The organism is Nonomuraea cavernae (genome assembly GCF_040655715.1).
In the GTDB taxonomy this organism is placed as follows: Bacteria; Actinomycetota; Actinomycetes; order Streptosporangiales; family Streptosporangiaceae; genus Nonomuraea; species Nonomuraea cavernae_A.
In genome coordinates this window covers 110,691-130,508 of sequence record NZ_JBFAKL010000013.1, presented here as the reverse complement: position 1 = coordinate 130,508, position 19,818 = coordinate 110,691, and the positions used below count along the sequence as shown (strand labels likewise).

Below are 19,818 nucleotides of genomic sequence, written 5' to 3'. Positions count from 1 at the left end.
GTGACCCCAGAAGGGCCCGCCGACCTGCTCGGCGAGCACTTACAGGTGCTGGCCGAGGCGGTCGCCACCGGACGGCTGCCCGGCCGGGTCACGCTCGACCGCTACCGCGAGGCCGGCGGGCGGGCCGCCCGGCTCGGGGTCCCGCTGCGGTCGCTGGTCGACGCCGCCCTCGCGGCGGCCGAGGGCATGGCCGGCGACGCGGTGCTGCCCGCTCTCCGCCGCGCCGTCGCGGCCCTGATGGAGGGGTACGAGCAGGCGCAGCTGGTCGCCTTCCGCGAGGAGGAGGCGGCCCGCAGGGAGTTCGTCGACGACCTGCTCCTGGGCCGGGCCGAACGGCTGGCCGAGCGGGCCGAGCACTTCGGGCTGCGGCTGGCCGAGTCGTACGTGGTGGCGGTGGCCTGCGGCCTCAAGGACGGCGACCAGGACCGGATCGAACGCGACCTGATCGCCCGGTTCGGCTCGCACAACGTCCTGGTCGCGGTCCGCGACGGGCGGCTCGTCTGCGTGGTCCCGGCCACGCTCCCGGCGGCGGTGGGGGAGTTCACCCACCACGTGCGCGCCCGGTTCGCGCCCGGCTGGCGGGTCGGGATCGGGCGCCCGCAGCGCGGGCCCGGCGGCGTGGTCGCCTCCTACCGGGAGGCCGTGGGCGCGCTCGACCTGGCCGACCGGCTCGGCCTGCGGCCCGACGTCGTCAAGGCCGCCGACCTGCTCGTCTTCCCCGTGCTGCTGCGCGACCGGGGCGCCATGGAGGACCTGGTGACGAGCGTGCTGAGCCCGTTGCTGCACACCCGGGGCGGGCACGAGCCGCTGCTGGAGACCCTGGAAGCGGTCTTCGCCTCGCACGGCAACCACGCGGCGGCCGCGCGCCGCCTCGGGCTCAGCGCGCGCGCCATCACCTACCGCCTCGAACGCATCCGCCGCCTGACCGGTTTCTCGCCCGAGGACCCCACGCAGCGCTTCACGCTGGAGACGGCCGTCCTCGGCGCCCGGCTGCTCGACTGGCCCTGGCCCTGATCCCGGCTCGCGAGCCGCTCAAGGCCCCAGGCTCACGAACGAGCTCAAGGACCCGGCTCGCCGGCCGCTCACGAGCCGCTCAAGGACCCGGCTTGCCGGCCGCTCACGAGCCGCTCAAGGCAGGAGGGGCCGTGGGAGCCGGGCGGCCAGGCCCGGGGCCGGGCGCCGCGCCGGACCGGCGGGCTCGCCAGGCGGCGTAGACGGGGTGACCCGACAGCGCCTCCTCGTGGGCCTCGGCGGCCAGAGTCGCCAGCTCGTCGGCGCGGTGCGCGAGCGAGCCGTCGTGCCGCCAGGCCACCAGGTGCCGGATCCAGAGGGGCGTCCCGGCCAGCGGGCGGACCACGATGCCGTCTCCGGGCGTGAACGTGGCCTGGCACGGCGAGACGGCCTGCCCGCCGGCGATGAGGACACGGATCATCGGCACCTCGATCATGATGTGCCGCACGCTCGGCGCGAACCCGGCGTCCCGGCAGGCCGCGACGAAGCACTCCGGCCAGCCGGCGCCGTCCGGGGGCGACAGCACCCAGCTGTCGTCGCCCAGCCGGGCGAGGGGCACCTCGTCCAGCGAGGCGAGGGGATGGGCGGCGGCCATGGCGACGAAGACCGGCTCCACGGCGACGGGACGCACGCCCACCGAGGCGGGGATGGGCAGCTCGTGACCGGGATAGTCGACCAGGGTGGCGGCGTCCAGCCGCCGCGAGGTGAGCAGGTCGAGGAGCAGCCGGGGGGAGTGCTCGGTATGCACGGTGATGGCGGCGCCCGGCACCTCGAACAGCCGCCGCAGCAGCCCACTGAGCACCGGATTGGCATAGCCGCCGAGCCGGGCCTGGGCCGCGTGGCCGGTCGACGGCATGACGCCCGTCATCAGCTCGTCGACGGTCTGCAACGCCGACCTCGCCCGGATGAGCACGAACTGCCCGAACGGGGTGGGCGTCACCCCCAGCCGGCTGCGCCGGTAGACCTGGCCGCCGAGCGTCGACTCGATCCGCTGCAGCTGGGCGGTGAGAGCGGGCTGCGAGACGCCAAGGGCGGCCGCGGCCTTGCTCAGACTGCCCGCGTCAGAGATCTCGCACAGGGTCCGCAGATGCCGTAACTCCAGCTGCATGTACTCAACCTAGTGCGAGATCCTGTGCGATATAACGCATGATTTATCCCTCCCTGGGATAAGACGCGGCCCGCTCGCCTGCCGCAGAGTTCAGGGTGACCCGCCGGTTCCCAGAAAGGATCTTCATGCCTGTGACGTACCACCGCTCCGGTTTTGTCTTCACCGAGCACACGATCACCGTCCCGCTCGACCACGCGCGCCCGGACGGGCCGGTGATCGAGGTGTTCGGCCGCGAGGTGGGCGCCGCGGACCGCGGTGGGAGGGACCTGCCCTGGCTGCTCTACCTGCAGGGCGGTCCGGGCCACAGCGCGCCGCGGTCGCCGGTCGCCTGGTTGCGCCGCGCCACCCGCGACTACCGGGTGCTGCTGCTGGACCAGCGGGGCACCGGGCGCAGCACGCCCGCCAACCGGCGGTCGCTGGCCCGCCTCGACGACCCGGCCGCCTACCTGCGGCACTTCCGGGCCGACTCCATCGTCAGGGACGCCGAGCTGTTCCGCGCGCACCTGGCCGGCGATCGCCCGTGGAGCGTGCTCGGGCAGAGCTTCGGCGGCTTCTGCGCGCTCACCTACCTGTCCCTGGCCCCCGAAGGGCTGCGCGAAGTCATGATCGCGGGCGGGCTGCCCTCGCTGACGGCGGGTCCCGAGGAGGTGTACCGGGCCGCCTATCCCCGGGTCCTGGCGCACAACGACCGGTTCTTCGCCCGCTACCCAGAGGACCTGGCCGTCGCCCGCCGGGTGGCCGACCACCTCGGGCGGTGCGAGGAGCTCCTGCCCGGTGGCGGGCGGCTGACCCCGCGGCGCTTCCAGAGCCTCGGCATCACGTTCGGCGTGGAGTCCACCTTCGACACGCTCCACCACCTGCTGGAGGAGGCGTTCGCCGACGAGAAGACGCTGTCCGACGTGTTCCTGCGCCGGGTGGACGCGTTGGTGTCCTACACGGAGTATCCGTTGTACGCGCTGTTGCACGAGGCCGCGTACTGCCAGGGCGCGGCCTCCGGCTGGGCCGCGCACCGCGTGCTCGGCGAGTTTCCGGAGTTCGACGTGGAGCTGGGCGGGCAGGTCCGGTTCTTCGGTGAGATGATCTTTCCGTGGCACTTCGAGGAGGATTCGGCGCTCGTGCCGCTGCGCGCCTGCGCCGAGGAGCTGGCCGCCTGCCGATCCTGGCCGGCCCTGTACGATCCGGACCGGCTGGCCCGCAACGAGGTGCCCGTGTCCGCGGTGATCTACTACGACGACATGTACGTGGACCGCGACCACTCCCTCCGCACGGCAGGCATGGTACGTGGCCTGACCTGGTGGATCACCAACGAGTACGCCCACGACGGCCTGAAGGCGGACGCGGGCGTACTCGACCGGCTCATCGCGATGGCGCGGCGGTGAGCCCGGCCCCTGCCATCGTCGCTTCTCGCCGGACGGCCGCATAGCTCCCGCTCTGCCATAACTGGAGGGTTATGGCAGAGGATGTCGCCCTCATCCCGAACACGGATAACTCACGCGTTATCTCCCTGCCTGAGCTGGGTGTTCTCGGAGCGTGCTTCGCGGCTCACCGGCTCGACATCCCAGCGTTACCGCCCCGTGATTCAGGATGGCCAACAATCTGCGCCATAGCCCCCTAATGGAGGAACTCCATGCGCACATTGAGCTTGGCTGTCGGGAGCCTTCTCCTGGCCACCTGCCTGTCGGCCGCACCCGCGTACGCGGATGACCCGGACACACGAAGGGTCGAGGTCTTCGGCGAGGACGCGCCCCAGGGCTATGTCGAGATCCCGAAGACCGACGCCAACCAGAGGGGCCTGGCCGCGCCGACCGGCACCGTGACGCCCATCGAGGTCAACGGTCCCAGCGACAAGCGGATCGACCTGGTCTACCTCGGCGACGGCTTCACCGCGGCCGAGCAGGACCTCTACACCTCCCAGGTGGCCCACAGCTGGGAGGTGCTCGCGCAGCGCGAGCCGTTCAAGACCTACCGCAAGTTGTTCAACGTCTGGCAGGTCAACGTCGTCTCCAACGAGTCCGGCTCCGACAACGACCCGACCGAGGGCGTGCGGAAGGACACCGCGCTCAACGGCGAGTACTACTGCGAGGGCCTGGCCCGGCTGATCTGCATCGACGTCCCCATCGCCCAGTCCTACGCCGCGCTCGCCCCGGCCTACGACCAGATCGCCGTCGTCATCAACAGCACCACGTACGGCGGCGCCGGCTACACGGATGAGGAGCTGGTCACCTTCTCCGGCGGCCACGCCTCCGGCGCGGAGATCCTGCCGCACGAGCTCGGCCACTCCCTCGGCGACCTGGCCGACGAGTACCCCTACTGGGCCTATCCCGACGACGGCAGCACCTACACCGGCCCGGAGCCGGCGGAGCGCAACATCTCGATCCTCAACGCCGAGCAGCAGGCGGCCCAGCAGGCCAAGTGGTGGCGCTGGCTGGGCGCCGAGACTCCGGACGGCGGCGCCATCGGCACGTTCGAGGGCGCGTACTACAACAACCTCGGCATCTACCGGCCCAGCGACAACTCGATGATGCGGTCCCTGCGCAGGCCGTTCAACCTGGTCGGCAGCGAGGAGATGACCCGCAAGTTCTACGAGACGACCGGTCTCGTCGACGCGGCCACGCCGAGCGCCAAGCCGGTGCGGGCGCCCGCCAAGCTGTCGGTCACCCACGTGGACATCCCGACCGTGTCCACCCGCTGGTCCGTCAACGGCAAGGAGATCACCGAGTGGGCCGGGGCCACCTCGGTCGACGTCCTGGCCAAGAAGCCGAAGGGGAAGCCCGAGGCGCCGTGGTGCGGCCGTAAGGACCTGGAGCGGAAGAAGGGCGAGTGCACCTACACCGTCACCGTCTCCGACTCCACGGACTTCGTGCGCGACCCCGGGTACCGCGCCGACACCCTGACCACCTCGATCACCTGGAAGATCGACTACAAGCACGGGCCCAAGAAGTAGCTCCCGCGCCCGCCGCACAGTGCCGGCGGTGAACCTCCCGGACCGGACCCGCCCGCGACAGCCGGACGTCGCGGGCGGGTTCCCGGGTTTTCGGCTTCCGCCCCGGCTCGGCTACGGGACGAGCAACAGTTTGCCCGTGGTGCGGCGGGCGGCCAGGTCCTCGTGCGCCCGTGCGGCCTCCGCCAGCGGGTAGCGATGGGAGACGTTGATCTTCAGCTCGCCGGAGGCGATCCAGCCGAACACGTCGGAGGACCGCCGCAGCAGCTCGTCCCGCTCGGCGATGTAGTGCACCAGGGTCGGCCGGGTGAGGAAGAGCGACCCGTTCTGGTTGAGCCGCTGCGGATCGACCGGCGGCACCGGTCCGCTGGCCGCTCCGAACAGCGCCATGAGGCCGCGCGGCCGGAGCGCCACCAGCCCACCGTCGAACGTGGTGGCACCCACCCCGTCGTAGACGACGTCCATCCGGTCGCGCAGCGCCTCGGCGAAGTCGTCGTAGCGCAGCACCTCGTCGGCTCCCGCCTCGCGGGCCAGCTTCTCCTTCTCCTCGGTCGACACCGTGGCGAACACCCTGGCGCCCCTGAGCTTGGCCAGCTGGGTGAGCAACTGGCCCATGCCTCCGGCGGCGGCGTGCACGAGCACGTTGTCGCCCTCGCGCACCTCGTGCGTGGAGTGCGTGAGGTAGTGGGCCGTCATCCCCTGGAGCATCGCGGCGGCGGCCACCTCGGCCGGCACCCCGTCGGGCACCGGCACCACCCGGCCGGCGGGCACCACGGCCTTCTCGGCGTAGCTGCCGAGCACGTTCACCCAGGCCACGGTGTCGCCCACGGCCACGTCGCGGACACCCGGCCCCACGGCGGAGACGACACCGGCTCCCTCCGTCCCGATCGGGCTCGGCAGGGACAGGGGATAGGCCCCGGAGCGGTGGTAGATGTCGATGAAGTTGACCCCGCTCGCCGCGACGTCGACCACCACCTCGCCCTCTCCCGGCACGGGATCGGGATGCTCGGCGTATTCGAGGACCTCTGGACCGCCCTGGGCGGCGATGACTATGGCACGCATGCTCCTAGTCAACCCCGCCCGTAACCGCGTATTCCACGGGGCTCCCCGTACGCCTGGGAAATGGGCAACAACCTTTCGTCCGGTGGGTCGCGTTGGAACGGGTGAGAGGAGATCACATTGGATCGTCACGACGACTTCCGCGAGTTCGTGCTCGCCCGCCAGCAGGCGCTGGTGCGGACGGCGTACTTGCTCACGGGAGACGCGCACCTCGCCGAGGACCTGCTGCAGAGCGTCCTGATCAAGGTCGCGGGCAAGTGGCCCAAGCTGTCCCGCGGCGGCAACCCCGAGGCGTACACCCGCAAGGCGCTCGTCAACCAGTACATCTCGTGGAAGCGCCGGCTGCGGCCGGAGGTGCCGAGCACCGAGCTGCCAGAGCGTGGCGCCTCCCATGACGACGCCGCGCTCCATCGGATCGTGTTGCGCCAGGCTCTCGCCAGGCTGGCGCCCAGGCAGCGGGCCGTGATCGTGCTGCGGTTCTGGGAGGACCTGACCGAAGCGCAGACCGCCGAGGCGCTCGGCTGCTCGCCCGGCACCGTCAAGAGCCAGGCCCATCACGCGCTGGCCCGCCTGCGGGCGTTCGCGCCCGAACTGGCCTGTCTGCTGAACGACTCGGAGATGGAGGAGGTAGCCCGATGACGAGGCTGCGTGAGGCGCTGGACGGCATCGCCGCGGAGGCGCCATTGGTGGATTTGGCCGACGTGGCCGTAGCGGGCAACCGGCGCAGGCGGCGGGGCACCGCCGTGCTGGCCGCCGTCGTGACGGTCGCGGTGGTCGGCGTGGCGAGCACCGCCGTCGCGCTGCCGTGGCAGCGAGCCGACCGTACGGCCACGCCGCAGCGGGTGGACGGCGTTCCCGACCTGCCGGACGGGGCAGTGGGACCGATCGCGTACGCGTTCCGGACGCCCTGCGAGACCCAGAGCAACCCGGTCCGCATCGATTGCGGCACGGTGGAGTGGCGGGTCGTCACCCGGAGCGGCAGGACGTACCGGATGCCGCAGGCGCTGGTCAGCACCGCCAAGGACAACGACGTGCCCGTCGCGATCAGCAGGGACGGGCGCATGCTCGTCTACTACAACCGCCAGGCCCAGGCGCACGTGGTCCGCGATCTGGTGGGCGGCACGCAGGTGACCTCGCCTGTCACGGTGAAGGAGGAGCGGATCGGCATGGGCTCCATGCTGGCGCTCTCCGACGACGGCCGCTACGTGATCTTCGATCCGCGCGAGGGGACCAAGGATCCCGGGTTGCTGATCGACGTGCGCACCGGCAAGAGCCGGCCGGTGGACGGCAAGTACGAGGTGGTCAGCATCAAGGGCGGCGTTGCCGTGCTGGTCCGTTACGTCAAGACCGACCTGTGGCGGATGCCGGTCACCGGCGGAGGCCGGCCGGTGCGCTTCGACGGGAAGTTCATCATGTTCAGCGAGATCGCCCCGGATGGCCGCACGGTGGCAGCCATCGAGTGGCCGGACCACACCAAGCGCAGGCTCACCGTGCTCGACGCCAAGAGCGGACGGATCCTGCGGAAGGTGTCCATCCGCGGGCTGCCCGCAGGCGGTGACAAAGCTATGGTGAACACCGCTCTGTGGACCAGCGGATCCGAGGTCGCGGTCGTCTACCAGAGCCGGGACGACGTCCGCACGTACGCGGTCAACGTCAAGACCGGCCAGGCCCACCAGATGGCCCGCTACCCGGTAGATCGGAGCCGCAGGGGGCTGGTACTGCCCGGGGTCGCGAGCCGATAAGCGGGGCGGCCAGAGCCGCTGCAGGCGACGCCGTGCGCGACCTGGCGGCACTACGCCGCCCGCAGCGTCTGCCATGTCTTGTCTTCTCCAGGCCGGATGCCCGGAGTGGCTCAGGGGTCCTTCTGACCGCGCAGCTCGAAGTCGTCGAACGTCGTCTTCATCAGTGACGAGCCGCCCTTCGGCGTACGCGCGAACACCCCGACGGCGCCGTTGCCGATGCCGTTGGGGTCGTCGACCTGGTGGATCCGGTCGCCGTTCACCCACATCGTCAGCCGCATGCCGTTGCCGCGCCGCTCGCAGGCGGCCTCGATGCGGGCCCTGCCCTGCAGGTCGTCGACCTTGACCGGCTGGGCCAGGGTGCCGCCCGAGCCGTCGAAGACTCGCCGGATACGGGCGTTGCCCGTCGTGTCGAGCCCGAACTCGTAGTAGGTGTCGGCATCGACGGCGTGGCAGTAGACGCCGTACTCGCCGCTGCCGGTGATGTGCTTGACCTCGGCGGTGACGCCGATGACCACGGTCTCGGGCAGCATCGGCGTCGGGCTGGCCGTCGAGTTGGGGGAGGAGGTGGGCTTTTCGTACAGGAACGGCAGAGGGGCCTGGCCCCAGCGCTCCTCGCGGTTCTCCCCGACGTCGAGGCCGTAGGTGCCGTCGGTCCGGTAGCCGTAGCTGGTCGTGTCCTCGGGGTCGTATCTGCCGTTCCAGCCGCCGGAGGTCTGCGTGAAGTCCTCCTGGTAGAGCATCGGGAGCTCGGGCGGGCCGCCAGGTGTGAGCAACGCCCATGCCCCCACGCCCACGCCCATGACCACCGCCGCGGCCACGGCGAGCCCCATGACGAGCCGGGCCCTGCCGGCGCGGTAGGAGCCGACCTGGGTCAGCGGCGTGGTGTGCTGCTGCCACGCCACCTGTACGTTCCTGGCGGCCTGCTCCGGCTCGGCCGAGCGCCCCACGAGATGGTCGAGCAGCTGCTGCGCGGTCGGCCGCCCGGCGGGGTCCTTGCGCAGCGCGGCCCTGACCAGGTCGCGCATCGCCGGTTCGACGGCGTCGAGGTTGGGCTCGGTGTTGAGCACCTGGTAGACGATCGTGGGCAGCGCGTCGCCGGGAAACGGCGCCTTCCCGCTGGCGGCGTAGGCCACCAGACAGCCCCACGAGAACACGTCGCAGGCCGGTGAGACCGGCATGCCGCGCAGCACCTCGGGCGCCATGTAGCGGGGCGTGCCGACGAGCTCTCCGGTGCCGGTGACCCCGCCCAGCGTGTCGAGCGCCCGGGCGATGCCGAAGTCGATCACTCGCGGCCCGACCGGTGACAGCAGCACGTTGGACGGCTTGAGATCGCGGTGCACCACCCCGGCCCCGTGGATGGCGGTCAGCCCGGTCGCCACGCTGACGGCCAGCGCGTCGAGGCTCGACCCCTTGAGCGGCCCCGACTGCCGCACCGCGTCCTCCAGGCTGGGCCCCGGGACGTACTCGGTGACGACGTAGAGCTGGTCGCCGTCGAGCGCCGCCTCCAGCACCGCGGCCGTGCAGAACCTGCGCACTCGGCGGGCGGCGTCGGCCTCCCTGCGAAAACGCATCCTGAACTGCTCGTGCTGGCTGAGCTCGGGATTGATCACTTTGACGGCGACCTGCTGCCCGGTGGCGTCCTCGGCAAGGTAGACCGTGCCCATTCCGCCCCGGCCCAGCACGCTCAACAGCTTGTAGCGCCCGATGTGGGATGATTCACGGCTCACGGCGGGCTAGCTTACCGACATGGCGTGAAGTCCGGGCAGTCCCGACACGGGGTCGGCGATGAGGACGTGGCAGCCGGCGGCGGTGGCGGCGGCGATGCCGGGCGGGCTGTCCTCGACGGCGACGCAGCGGCGCGGGTCCACGCCGAGCCGGCGGGCCGCCTCCAGGTAGGGGTCGGGGGACGGCTTGCCGCGGACGGCGTCCTCGGCGGCGATGACCAGGTCGAACTCGTGGCGGAGCCTGGGCAGCACCAGTTCGACGATGCGGCGGGGCGAGGCGCTGACCAGGGCGGTGGGGATGCCCCGCGCGGACAGCCCGGCGAGCAGGTCGACGGCGCCCGGCACCACGTCGACGCCCCGGCCGACGCGGTCGGCGAAGGCGTCGGTGAGGCGCCGCCCGACCTCGGCCCGCTCACCGGCGCGGGCGGTCTCCACCAGGTACGCCGCCACGTCCTCGATCATGCGGCCGAGGACGTGGGGCACGTCGGCGGGTCCGAGCGTCACGCCCAGCGACCCGGCCACCGCCTCCGTGGTCTGCCACCAGAGGGTCTCGGTGTCGACCAGAGTGCCGTCCAGGTCGAACAGGACGGCCCGCGGTGGTTCGGAGGCGGACTCCGGAGGCGGCTGGGCGGGCACCTCAGACGGCATCGGCCGTGGCGGGCGCCGGGACCGTGACCGTCCGGGCCGCCACCAGGACGGGTCGTTCGACCAGCCGCACGCCGACCCGGGTGCCGGGCGTCAGGCGTACGGCCTCGTGACCGGGCACGTCGGCGAGCACCTCGCCGCCTGCCAGGGCCAGCCGCAGCCGGACGGACGCGCCACGGAAGGACGCGGCGATCACCTCGGCGGCGCCGCCTGCGTCCGGCGTGACCCGCACCGCCTCCGGGCGGACCAGCACGTCCACGTCAGGGTCGGCCGGGGCCGTGCCGTCGACGGGCAGGACCTGGCCGAGGACGGTCACCTGGTCGCCGGAGACCTGCCCGGCCAGGTGGTTCATGGTGCCGACGAACTCGGCGACGAACGGCGTGGCCGGCCGGTCGTACACCTCGGCGGGCGGGCCGACCTGCTCCAGCCGGCCCTCGCGCAGCACCGCGACCCGGTCGGCGATCGACAGGGCCTCCTCCTGGTCGTGGGTGACGAAGACGGTGGTGATGCCGAGGTCGAGCTGGAGGCGGCGGATCTCCTCGCGCAGCGAGACGCGTACCTTCGCGTCCAGCGCCGACAGCGGCTCGTCGAGCAGCAGGACGCGCGGCTCCAGGGCGAGCGCGCGGGCCAGGGCGACGCGCTGCTGCTGGCCGCCGGACAGCTGGTGGGGGTAGCGCTCGGCGTGGTCGGGCAGGCCGACCAGCTCCAGCAGCTCGGCGGCCTTGGCCCGCCTGGTGGCGACGGGCACCCGGCGGACCCGCAGGCCGAAGGCGACGTTGTCGCGGGCGTTGAGGTTGGGGAAGAGCGAGTAGGACTGGAAGACCATGCCGGCGTCGCGCTTGCTGGCCGGGACGTCGGTGATGTCCTTGCCGTCGACGAGCACGGCTCCCGAGTCGGGCCGTTCGAACCCGGCGACGCACCGCAGCGCGGTCGTCTTGCCGCAGCCCGACGGGCCGAGCAGGGCCACGAACTCGCCCGGCTCGATGGTCAGGTCGAGGCCGTCCAGCGCGACCGTCTTGCCGAAGATCCGCCGTAGCCCGCGGAACTCCACCTTGGACGTCATTTCTTCTCCCTCCCGAACGCGCTGGAGACCGCGAGCAGCAGCAGCCAGATGAGCAGCAGGCTGAGGATCGAGACCGCGACCGACAGCTGCCCTCTGGAGCCGGAGATCGTCACGATCCACACCGCGAACGGCTGGTAGCCGAGCAGCCTGGCCACGGTGAACTCGCCGAACACCAGGGCGAGCGTGAGGAACGACGCGCTGGCCAGGGCCGAGCGCAGGTTGGGGATGATGACCCGGAACATCACGTGCGGCCACGACGCGCCCAGGTTGCGGGCCGCCTCGACCAGCGTCCGCACGTCCATCGTGCGCAGCCCCGCGTCCAGCGACCGGTAGACGAACGGCAGCACCAGCACCACGTACGCCAGGACCAGCACGATCGGGAACGCCGGATCCTGCACCGCGATCAGCGTGGCCCAGAACGGCGTCGGAGCCAGCACGTCGGCCCCGGCGCGCAGCGAGGTGCCGAGCCCGGCCACGAAGGTGATCGGCGGCACCACCAGCGGCAGCGTGCAGAGCACTTCCATGACCGGCCGCAGCCGCGGCGTGAAGAGTCGTACGGCCAGCATCGCGGGCAGCGTGAGCAGCAGGACGAGCACGATCGTGGCGAGCCCGAGCCCCAGTGAGAGGGCCAGGCTCCCGGCGAAGCCCTCGGCGGTCAGCAGCTCGCCGTAGGCGGCGAACGACACCCCGGCGGTCGGGGTGTAGATCGTGTACCAGAGCGACGCCCCGAGCGGCACCAGGAAATAGAGCCCGGCCAGCAGGAAGACCAGCATCCGCCAGGCCCGCGGCCGGGTGGCCGGGGGCGCGGCCGTGACCAGCGGCTGCTCCAGGCCCGTCACCGCAGCCATCGGGTGCTCCTCTTCTGCAGCGGCAGGTAGACCGCCATGACCAGGCCCGCGATCACGATCATGTTGAGGCTGAGCGCGAGCGCGACGTTCTCCTGGCCGATCAGCACGTCGCTGGTCAGCGCGTTCGCGATCTTCAGCGTGACCAGCGGCACGACCGTGCCGGCGCCCATGGCCGCCGCTGTGGCGTAGGCCGCGAACGCCGACCCGAACAGCAGCACCACGCCGCCGAGCAGCGCGGGCGTCAGCACCGGCAGGCCGACGTAGCGCCAGTAGTGCCAGGCGGTGGCGCCGTTGCCGGCCGCCGCCTCGCGCCACTGCGGCCGCAGCCCGTCGAGCGCGGGCGCCATGACCAGCACCATCAACGGGACCGAGAAGTAGAGGTAGACCACGACCAGGCCCCAGAAGGTGTAGAGCGCGCCCGAGGGCAGCCCGAGCAGCCCGCTCACCACGCCGGAGTTGCCCAGCGTGGCCACCCAGAAGAAGGCCAGCGGGACGCCGCCGAAGTTGGCCAGCACGCCGGACGCCGTCAGCACCGACTGCCGCAACGCCGTGAACCTGGAGGTCACGACCGCGTAGGCGAGGAACGTGCCGAGCACGGCGCCCAGCAGCGCCACGACGGCCGACACCTGCACGCTGCCGGCCATCGAGGTCAGGTTGCCGCCCTGCAGGCTCTGCCGCATGTTCTCGAGCGTCGGCCGCCCCTGCGAGGTGAACGCGCCCACCAGCAGCGCGACCAGCGGGACGCCGAAGACGAACGCGTAGAAGGCGAACAGGGGCAGCGCGCCGAGCCACCCCTTGGACCTGGTCGTCATCCGGAGATGGCCGCGTCCCAGCCGCTGGCCAGCTTGGCCTTGGCCGCGTCGACCTGGGCGGGCGTCGGGAACGTGGGCGTGCCCTCGACCTTGGGCAGTGCCTCGGCCGCGGCCTTGTCGACCGTGCCGTCGGCCTCCATCGCGGGCAGCAGCACCGGCCGGGCGAAGCCCTTCAGGTAGAGGTTCTGGCCCTCGGAGCTGTAAAGGTACTCCTGCCACAGGCGGGCCGCCGCCGGGTGCGGGGCGTCCTTGTTGATGGCCTGCGCGTACATCTGGAAGTATTTGCCGTCGCTCGGCACGTTGACCTTCCAGTCGAGACCCTTGGCCGCCATCTGGGGCGCGTAGGCGGCGTTGTTGTAGTCCCAGTCGATGCTGATCTGGGTCTCGCCCTTCTCGATCGTCGCCGGGGTGGTCTCGACCGGGTTGAAGTTGCCCGCCTCCTTCAGCTTCTTGAAGAAGTCGAGACCCGGCTGGATGTCGTCGAACGAGCCGCCGCTCGCGATCGACGCGGCGTAGACGCCGGCGAACGCCGAGCCCGACTTGGTGGGGTTGCCGTTGAGCGCGACCTTGCCCTTGTACTCGGGCTTGAGCAGGTCGGCGAAGCTCGTCGGGCAGGTGGCGATCTTCTTGGCGTCGCAGCCGATGGAGATGTAGCCGCCGTAGTCGTTGGTCCAGAGCCCGGTGGGCTCCTTCTGGCCCTCGGGGATCTTGTCGAACGTCTGCACCTTGTACGGGGCGAACAGGCCCTCGGCGGCGCCGCTGATCGCGAACGACTGGCCGAGGTCGAGCACGTCGGGGGCCCGGTCCTGGCCCTTGCGGGTCTTGACGGCGTTGATCTCGTCGGCGCTGGCGGCGTCGGGGTCCTCGCTCTCGATCTTGATGCCGTACTTGGCCTCGAACGACTTGATGATCTCGCCGTAGTTGGCCCAGTCGGGCGGCAGCGCGATGACGTGAAGGTCGCCCTCCTTCTTGGCCGCCTCCACGAGCTTGTCCAGGCCGCCGAAGTCGGCGGCGGAGGTGGCGGTGCGCGCGTTGACCCCGCCCTCCGCCGTCGGCTGGTCGGTGCCGGGCGCGGCGCCGCAGGCCGCGGTGACTACCGCAAGTGCTGCTACAACGCCTGCCACACGGGCGCGAGGTGTGAACACGTCGTCTCCACTCTCCGGGGGGTGTGGAAAGAATTTAGGGGAGCTTGTACAAACAAGCCAGCACTAGTAAGTCCCATAAAGATTGCTCTTTCGTGAACGGGAAGGATCGCGGATGGTCTCCCGCTATGAACGGATCGCCGCTGAGCTGCGCGACGAGATCCTCGGCGGCGTCCATCCGGTCGGCTCGCAGCTGCCCACCGAATCGGAGCTGGCCGCGCGCTACTCCGCCGCCCGCGGCACCGTGCGACAGGCGGTGGCTCTGCTCGTCGCCGAAGGGCTGGTCGGATCGCGCCAGGGGGCCAGGCGCATCGTGCTGGGCCACGCCCGCAGCCAGAGTTTCGCCGAGCTGCACAGCTTCGCCCAGTGGGCCCGCGCCAACGGCTACCGCTTCGGCGGCCAGGTGATCAGTCAGCGTCGCAGGCCGGCGACGCCGGCCGAGTCCGCCCGGCTCGGCTGCGAGGAGGTGCTGGAGGTGCTGCGGGTGCGCTCGCTGGAGGGTGAGCCGGTGCTGGTCGAGCGGACCGCCTACGCCGGCTGGACGGCCGCCGCCGTCGAACGACTGCCGGCCGACTGCGAGTCGGTCACGGAGGCGCTGCGCGCCTCGGTCGGGCTGGTCTTCGCCTACGGCGAGCACCTCATCGACGCGGTCTCGGCCGGCGCGCACGACGCCCGCCTGCTGGGGGTACGGCGCGGCAGCCCGCTCCTGCGGCAGCGCCGGATCACCACCACGCACGAGGGCAGGCCGGTGGAGTGGTCGGACGACCGCTACCGGGCGGGCAGCGTGGAGTTCAGTGTCCGCAACTCGATCGGCGCCAATCCACTGGTGCGGCAGGCGGGCGACTTGCGCTTCGGAGGCTAAGAACATATGTTCGATACATAGCGCCCGCCTTCCCCCGGGTGGCTCAGCACAGGCACCAGAGCCGCGGGGAGAAGCGACTTGAGCAGACTCTATGGCGATCCGATCGAGGTGTGGACCAGAGACGGGGAGCCCACCCAGTTCGTCTGGCGCGATCGCCTCTATCTCGTCCGCCGCGTCCTCGACCACTGGGTGGTCGCGCGCGAGTGGTGGAAGACCAGCGAGGGCGACCCCGGCGAGCGCCAGTTCTGGCGGGTCGAGGCCAGTCCGGGGCGTGAGCCCGGCTCCTACGAGCTGAGGTTCGACACCGCCAGCGGAGGCTGGCTGCTGCTGCGGGCGTGGGACTGATGGCCGCGCCGTTCCCGCACCTGAACGTGTGCTCGGCCTACTCGATGCGCTACGGCACCGCCTTCCCCCAGGCCCTGGCGCGGCGGGCGGCCGAGGACGGGATGGACATCCTCGCGCTGACCGACCGCGACGGGCTCTACGGAGCGGTCAAGCACGCCCAGGCCTGCGCGGACACCGGGATCGGCCCGGTCCTCGGCGTCAATCTGGCGCTCGCCGCCCAGGGCACCGGCTTCGACCCGGTTCCCGGCGCCGAAGCCGGTCTCGATCCCGACCTCCTTCCCGGGTTCGCGCCCAGGCCCGGCCGCGGGCCCGGCCGGGGGGCCGGTCGTGGGTCCGGCCGGGCGGGTGGCCATGGTCCGGGCTCCCGGAGCGGGCGGCCCCGGACGGGGCCCGACTCGGCCGACCGGGTCACCGTGCTGGCCCGTTCGGGCGGCTGGTCCCGGCTGGCGCGCCTGGTCACGGCCGCCCACTACGCGGCCGAGCGCGGCGCGCCCCAGATCACCCGCGAGCTCGTCGCCACCTGGGCGGGCTCGGGCGCCGACGGGCTGGTGGTGCTCCTGGGCCCGCGCTCCGACGTGGGCCGCGCGATGGCCGAGCGGCACGACGACCGCGCCAGGGCGCTGCTCGACCTGTGGTGCTCCACGGTCCCCGGTGGCGTGGTGGTCGAGCTGGTCGACCAGTACGGCTACCGCGACGCCACCACCGCCGTCCGCATGCTGGCCCTGGCCGAGTCGCTCGGCGTGCCCGCCGTGCTGACCAACGCCGTCAGATACCTCGACCCCGCCGACCACCAGGTGGGCGACGTGCTCGACGCGGCCCGCCAGCTGGTCCCGCTGCACCCCCGCCACCTGGAACGCGCCACGTCCCACGCCTACCTCAAGAGCACGAAGGACATGCGGCAGGTGGCCGCCAAGATCTGCGGCTCCGACCAGACCCGGATCGCCAGCCTGCTGCGCACCACCAGGCGCGTCGCCGAGGAGTGCGTGATCGACCCGGTCGAGTTGCTCGCGCTGCGCGGCGACCCGCCCAACCTGCACCTGCCGGAGGTCGGCCGCGACCCGGTGCCGCTGCTGCGCCACCGCGTCGAGGACGGCCTGGTCTCGCGCGGCCTGGCCCGCTCCCGCGAGGCCAGGCAACGGCTCACGGCCGAGATGGACATCATCGAGAAGAAGCGCCTGTCCGGATACTTCATCGCCGTGGCCGGCATCACGGACATGATCCGCGGCATGGACATCCGCTGCGCGATCCGCGGCTCGGGCGCGGGCAGCCTGGTCAACTACCTCATCGGCATCGGCGAGGTCGACCCGCTCCGGCACGGCCTGCTCATGGAGCGCTTCCTGTCCGAGGGCCGCATCGGGCTGCCCGACATCGACGTCGACGTCGAGTCCGCGCGCCGGCTCGACTGCTACAAAGCGATCTTCGACAGGTACGGCGAGGAGCGCGTGGCCTGCGTGTCCATGATGGAGACCTACCGGGCGCGCAGCGCGATCCGCGACGTGGCGGGGGCGATGGGGCTGCCGCCGCATGAGATCGACGCGATCGCCAAGGCGTTCCCGCACATCCGGGCCGCGCAGATCACCGCCTCGCTGACCGACCTGCCCGAGCTGCGCGAGAGCCGGCTCGGCGAGGCGGGGCTGGACCGGGTGTTCCGGCTGGCCGAGAAGCTCGACGGGCTGCCCAGGCACATCGCGCTGCACCCGTGCGGGGTGCTGATCGGCAACTCCGGCCTGCGTGACCGCACCCCGGTGGAGCGGAGCCTGCTGGAGTTCCCGATGTCGCAGTTCGACAAGGAGGACGTGGAGGAGGCCGGCCTGCTCAAGCTCGACGTGCTGGGCGTGCGGATGCAGTCGGCGATGGCCTACACACTGGGCGAGATCGAGCGGGTCGACGACGTCGTGGTCGTCCTCGACCGGCAGAGCGGCTCCGAGCCGGGCGCCCAGCCAGACGTCCAGCCGGGCGTCCGGCCGGGCGTCCAGCCGGGCGTCCAGTACGTGTCCCACGACGACCAGGACACCTACGACATGATCTGCGCCGGCCGCACCCTCGGCTGCTTCCAGATCGAGTCGCCGGGGCAGCGCGAGCTCGTCGCCAAGCTGGAGCCGCGCAGGATGCACGACCTGATCGTGGACATCTCGCTGTTCCGGCCCGGGCCGGTCAACTCCGACATGGTCACGCCCTACCTGGAGGCCCGGCACGGGTGGCGCCGGCCGTACTATCCGCACGAGAGGCTGCGCGACGCGCTGAAGGAGACGCACGGTGTGGTGGTCTTCCACGAGCAGGTGCTCAAGATCATCTCGGTGATGACCGGCAAGGACCTGTCGTTCGCCGAGCTGCTGCGGCGCACGCTGGGCACGCCCGAGGGGCGGGAGCGGGTCCGCAAGACGTTCGTGCCGCTGGCCAGGGCCAACGGGTTCGACGACGCCTCCGTGGAACGAGCCTGGCAGGTGCTCGACGCGTTCGGCGGGTTCGGGTTCTGCAAGGCGCACGCCGCCGCGTTCGCGCTGCCCACCTACCAGTCGGCGTGGCTCAAACGGCACCACGCGGCCGCCTTCTTCGCCGGGGTGCTCACGCACGAGCCCGGCATGTACCCCCAGCGCGTCATCATCGACGAGGCCCGGCAGTGCGGAGTCGCGATCCTGCCGCTGGACATCAACAAGTCGGCCCGCGACTGGCGGGTGGAACGGTTCGGGCCACGCCCCGCCGCGCGGATCCGGGTCACCCCCGCCGCCCTGGCCGAGGACGATCCGCCGCGCAGGGTCGCCGACTTCGACGCCGGGGAGCTCGGCAGGGGCTACGCGCTGCGGGTGCCGTTCTCGGCGATCAAGGGGGTGAGCGAGGCGGAGGTCGAGCGCATGGTCACCGGCCAGCCGTACACATCGCTCGCCGACTTCTGGGACCGGGCCCGCCCGTCGCGCCCCACCATCGAGCGGATCGTCCAGGTCGGCGGCCTGGACCAGCTCCACGACCTGCATCCCGGCGGCCCCCGCTGGCGTCCCGGCCGGCTCACCCGCCGCGACCTGATCGCCCAGGTCGGCACCCTCGACCGGGCCTCCACCTCCGGGGTCGCGGCCGCAGCGCGAACGTCGAAGCGCTACACCGCCGCCCGCCCCGAGACCACCGCGATCGGCGCCGATGCCGTGCAGCTCCCCCTGGGCTTCACCGAGCACGTCCTGCCGGGCGAGCTGCCCGAGATGACCGAGGCCGAGATGGTCGAGGCCGAGCTGGAGATCCTGGGCATCGACGTCAGCCGCCACGTCATCAGCTTCCACGACGAGCTGCTCGACGCCCTCGGGGTGGTGCGTTCCAAGGATCTACTGGCCCAGCGCAACGGCGCCGAGGTGCTGGTCGCCGGGGTCAAGGTGGCCACCCAGACGCCGGCCGTCCGCTCGGGCCGGCGCGTCATCTTCACCACCCTCGACGACTCGACGGGCCCGGTCGACCTGACGTTCTTCGAGTCGGTGCAGGGCAGGTGCGCGGCGACGGTGTTCGGCGCCTGGCTCCTGGTCGCCAGGGGAGTGGTCAGACGTACGGGCATCCGGGCGATCTCGATGCGCGCCGTCGACTGCTGGGACCTGGCCGACCTCGACGCGCTCTGGCGCTCGCGCGGCATCGAGGCGGTCCGGGCGGTCCTCGCCCGCACTGAGGATGACCGGGAAGGGGTCGGCGGACGCCCGATCGAGTACGCCAACGGGTTCCGGCTCTCGCCCTACTCCGACCTCGCCCCGGCCGTCACCACCCCGCCCCGCCTGCTGTGGCACGCCAGCCAGGGCAGCTCGGGCCCCACGGCGGCCTGACGGGTTTCAGCCCGTCTGCCCGAGCGGCGCCGACTCCGGGGCGGGGGGCACCAGCGGGCGGACAGGCTGGACGGCGGCGAGCGGGGCGGGGCGGCGCTGGATGTCGGTGATCGTGCGGACCGTGGCCGCGCAGAGCAGCGCGGCCAGCGACAGGCAGGCGAGCTCCGGCACCCCGATCCCCGTGAGGTCGCCCGGCGACGACTCGAACAGCAGCCGCGACCCGACCAGCGCCAGCGTCGCCAGCCAGCTCACCCACCACGCCCCCAGCAGCGCGAGCCAGCGGACCCGGCGGTCGATCGGCGGATGGGAGCCGCGCCAGATCTCGTCCACGAGCACCGGCGGCGCCACCAGGTTGAGCCCCGGGACGAGCCAGGCGGTCACGACCGGACCCGAGGGGACGGACCGGTCGTTGACCTGCCGGGCCCGTACGAGCCAGGTGAGGTAGGCGACCGCGGCGGCGACGGTGGTGCCGGCGACCAGCATCATCAGCACCGCGAAGACGGTCACGGCGCCCACGACGGCCTCGGCGTCGGCTCCGTAGGGCCGGCCGCCGAAGGCGGCGAGCTGGGCCGCGAGCCGCCGGCCGCGGATCTCCTCGAAGATCACGAGAGAGCCGAGGGAGAGCACCTGCGCGACCAGGGTCACGTAGACGGCGGAGGCGGCTTTGGTGGGCGGGGCCTGGGCATAGCGCACGTTGTTCTCCCCCCGTGCCATGCGCTGAG

General features: G+C 72.0%; 17 protein-coding genes. 8 read left to right on the top strand and 9 right to left on the bottom strand.

The genetic code is table 11. From position 1 onward, the window contains the following. Nucleotides 1-1,014 carry a PucR family transcriptional regulator gene (locus tag AB0I38_RS20730; RefSeq protein WP_358470145.1) on the top strand — a complete coding sequence of 338 codons (1,014 nt, stop codon included), beginning with the start codon at nt 1-3 and terminating at the stop codon, nt 1,012-1,014. 103 nt (nt 1,015-1,117) lie between these two features. On the opposite strand, the gene AB0I38_RS20725 is transcribed toward AB0I38_RS20730, so the two are convergent. Then, nucleotides 1,118-2,119, bottom strand: coding sequence for a LysR family transcriptional regulator (locus tag AB0I38_RS20725; protein WP_358470142.1), 1,002 nt, complete (start codon nt 2,117-2,119; stop codon nt 1,118-1,120). A gap of 125 nt (nt 2,120-2,244) precedes the next feature. On the opposite strand from AB0I38_RS20725, the gene AB0I38_RS20720 reads away from it, so the two are divergent. Both AB0I38_RS20720 and AB0I38_RS20715 read left to right on the top strand, forming a co-directional pair. Beyond that, entirely contained in the window at nt 2,245-3,498 is a 1,254-nt protein-coding gene (locus AB0I38_RS20720; RefSeq protein WP_358470139.1) for an alpha/beta fold hydrolase, read from the top strand. A 248-nt stretch (nt 3,499-3,746) separates the two neighbouring features. Beyond that, nucleotides 3,747-5,063 (top strand): M64 family metallopeptidase, encoded by a 1,317-nt coding sequence (locus AB0I38_RS20715; RefSeq protein ID WP_358470136.1) that lies wholly within the window; start codon nt 3,747-3,749, stop codon nt 5,061-5,063. Nucleotides 5,064-5,174: 111 nt separating this feature from the next. Here the strand turns inward: AB0I38_RS20715 and AB0I38_RS20710 are convergent, their stop codons facing one another. Further along, nucleotides 5,175-6,122 carry a quinone oxidoreductase family protein gene (locus AB0I38_RS20710; protein ID WP_358470133.1) on the bottom strand — a complete coding sequence of 316 codons (948 nt, stop codon included), beginning with the start codon at nt 6,120-6,122 and terminating at the stop codon, nt 5,175-5,177. A 117-nt stretch (nt 6,123-6,239) separates the two neighbouring features. Between AB0I38_RS20710 and AB0I38_RS20705 the strand changes: the two genes are divergently transcribed. Beyond that, on the top strand, nt 6,240-6,758 hold the full coding sequence (locus AB0I38_RS20705; RefSeq protein WP_358470130.1) for a SigE family RNA polymerase sigma factor: 519 nt from the start codon (nt 6,240-6,242) through the stop codon (nt 6,756-6,758). Continuing rightward, a complete protein-coding gene (locus AB0I38_RS20700) occupies nt 6,755-7,861 on the top strand; it encodes a hypothetical protein (protein ID WP_358470127.1) in 1,107 nt (368 codons plus the stop codon). The genes AB0I38_RS20705 and AB0I38_RS20700 overlap by 4 nt, the downstream gene beginning before the upstream one ends. Nucleotides 7,862-7,971: 110 nt before the next feature. On the opposite strand, the gene AB0I38_RS20695 is transcribed toward AB0I38_RS20700, so the two are convergent. The 6 genes from AB0I38_RS20695 to AB0I38_RS20670 are packed head-to-tail and all read right to left on the bottom strand — an operon-like array spanning nt 7,972 to nt 14,098. Further along, entirely contained in the window at nt 7,972-9,588 is a 1,617-nt protein-coding gene (locus AB0I38_RS20695) for a serine/threonine-protein kinase (RefSeq protein WP_358470124.1), read from the bottom strand. A gap of 6 nt (nt 9,589-9,594) precedes the next feature. Next, nucleotides 9,595-10,233, bottom strand: a complete 639-nt coding sequence (locus tag AB0I38_RS20690) for an HAD family hydrolase (RefSeq protein ID WP_358470121.1) — start codon at nt 10,231-10,233, stop codon at nt 9,595-9,597. Further along, on the bottom strand, nt 10,223-11,293 hold the full coding sequence (locus AB0I38_RS20685) for an ABC transporter ATP-binding protein (RefSeq protein ID WP_358470118.1): 1,071 nt from the start codon (nt 11,291-11,293) through the stop codon (nt 10,223-10,225). The genes AB0I38_RS20690 and AB0I38_RS20685 overlap by 11 nt, the downstream gene beginning before the upstream one ends. Further along, nucleotides 11,290-12,141, bottom strand: coding sequence for an ABC transporter permease (locus tag AB0I38_RS20680; RefSeq protein ID WP_358470115.1), 852 nt, complete (start codon nt 12,139-12,141; stop codon nt 11,290-11,292). The genes AB0I38_RS20685 and AB0I38_RS20680 overlap by 4 nt, the downstream gene beginning before the upstream one ends. Then, nucleotides 12,129-12,953, bottom strand: coding sequence for an ABC transporter permease (locus AB0I38_RS20675; protein ID WP_358470112.1), 825 nt, complete (start codon nt 12,951-12,953; stop codon nt 12,129-12,131). The genes AB0I38_RS20680 and AB0I38_RS20675 overlap by 13 nt, the downstream gene beginning before the upstream one ends. Then, a complete protein-coding gene (locus tag AB0I38_RS20670; RefSeq protein WP_358470109.1) occupies nt 12,950-14,098 on the bottom strand; it encodes an ABC transporter substrate-binding protein in 1,149 nt (382 codons plus the stop codon). Before AB0I38_RS20670 ends, AB0I38_RS20675 begins: the two co-directional genes overlap by 4 nt. A gap of 112 nt (nt 14,099-14,210) precedes the next feature. Here AB0I38_RS20670 and AB0I38_RS20665 point away from each other — a divergent pair, with 112 nt between their 5' ends. The 3 genes from AB0I38_RS20665 to AB0I38_RS20655 all read left to right on the top strand — a co-directional run bounded on the left by AB0I38_RS20665 (nt 14,211) and on the right by AB0I38_RS20655 (nt 19,096). Then, nucleotides 14,211-14,957 (top strand): GntR family transcriptional regulator, encoded by a 747-nt coding sequence (locus AB0I38_RS20665; protein WP_358470106.1) that lies wholly within the window; start codon nt 14,211-14,213, stop codon nt 14,955-14,957. Nucleotides 14,958-15,035: 78 nt separating this feature from the next. Then, nucleotides 15,036-15,302: a DUF6504 family protein gene (locus AB0I38_RS20660; RefSeq protein WP_358470103.1), complete on the top strand. Its 267-nt coding sequence runs from the start codon at nt 15,036-15,038 to the stop codon at nt 15,300-15,302. Further along, nucleotides 15,302-19,096, top strand: a complete 3,795-nt coding sequence (locus tag AB0I38_RS20655) for a DNA polymerase III subunit alpha (protein WP_358470100.1) — start codon at nt 15,302-15,304, stop codon at nt 19,094-19,096. The genes AB0I38_RS20660 and AB0I38_RS20655 overlap by 1 nt, the downstream gene beginning before the upstream one ends. A gap of 6 nt (nt 19,097-19,102) precedes the next feature. Here the strand turns inward: AB0I38_RS20655 and AB0I38_RS20650 are convergent, their stop codons facing one another. Then, nucleotides 19,103-19,810, bottom strand: coding sequence for a DUF4328 domain-containing protein (locus tag AB0I38_RS20650; RefSeq protein ID WP_358470097.1), 708 nt, complete (start codon nt 19,808-19,810; stop codon nt 19,103-19,105). Between the last annotated feature and the right edge of the window lie 8 nt (nt 19,811-19,818).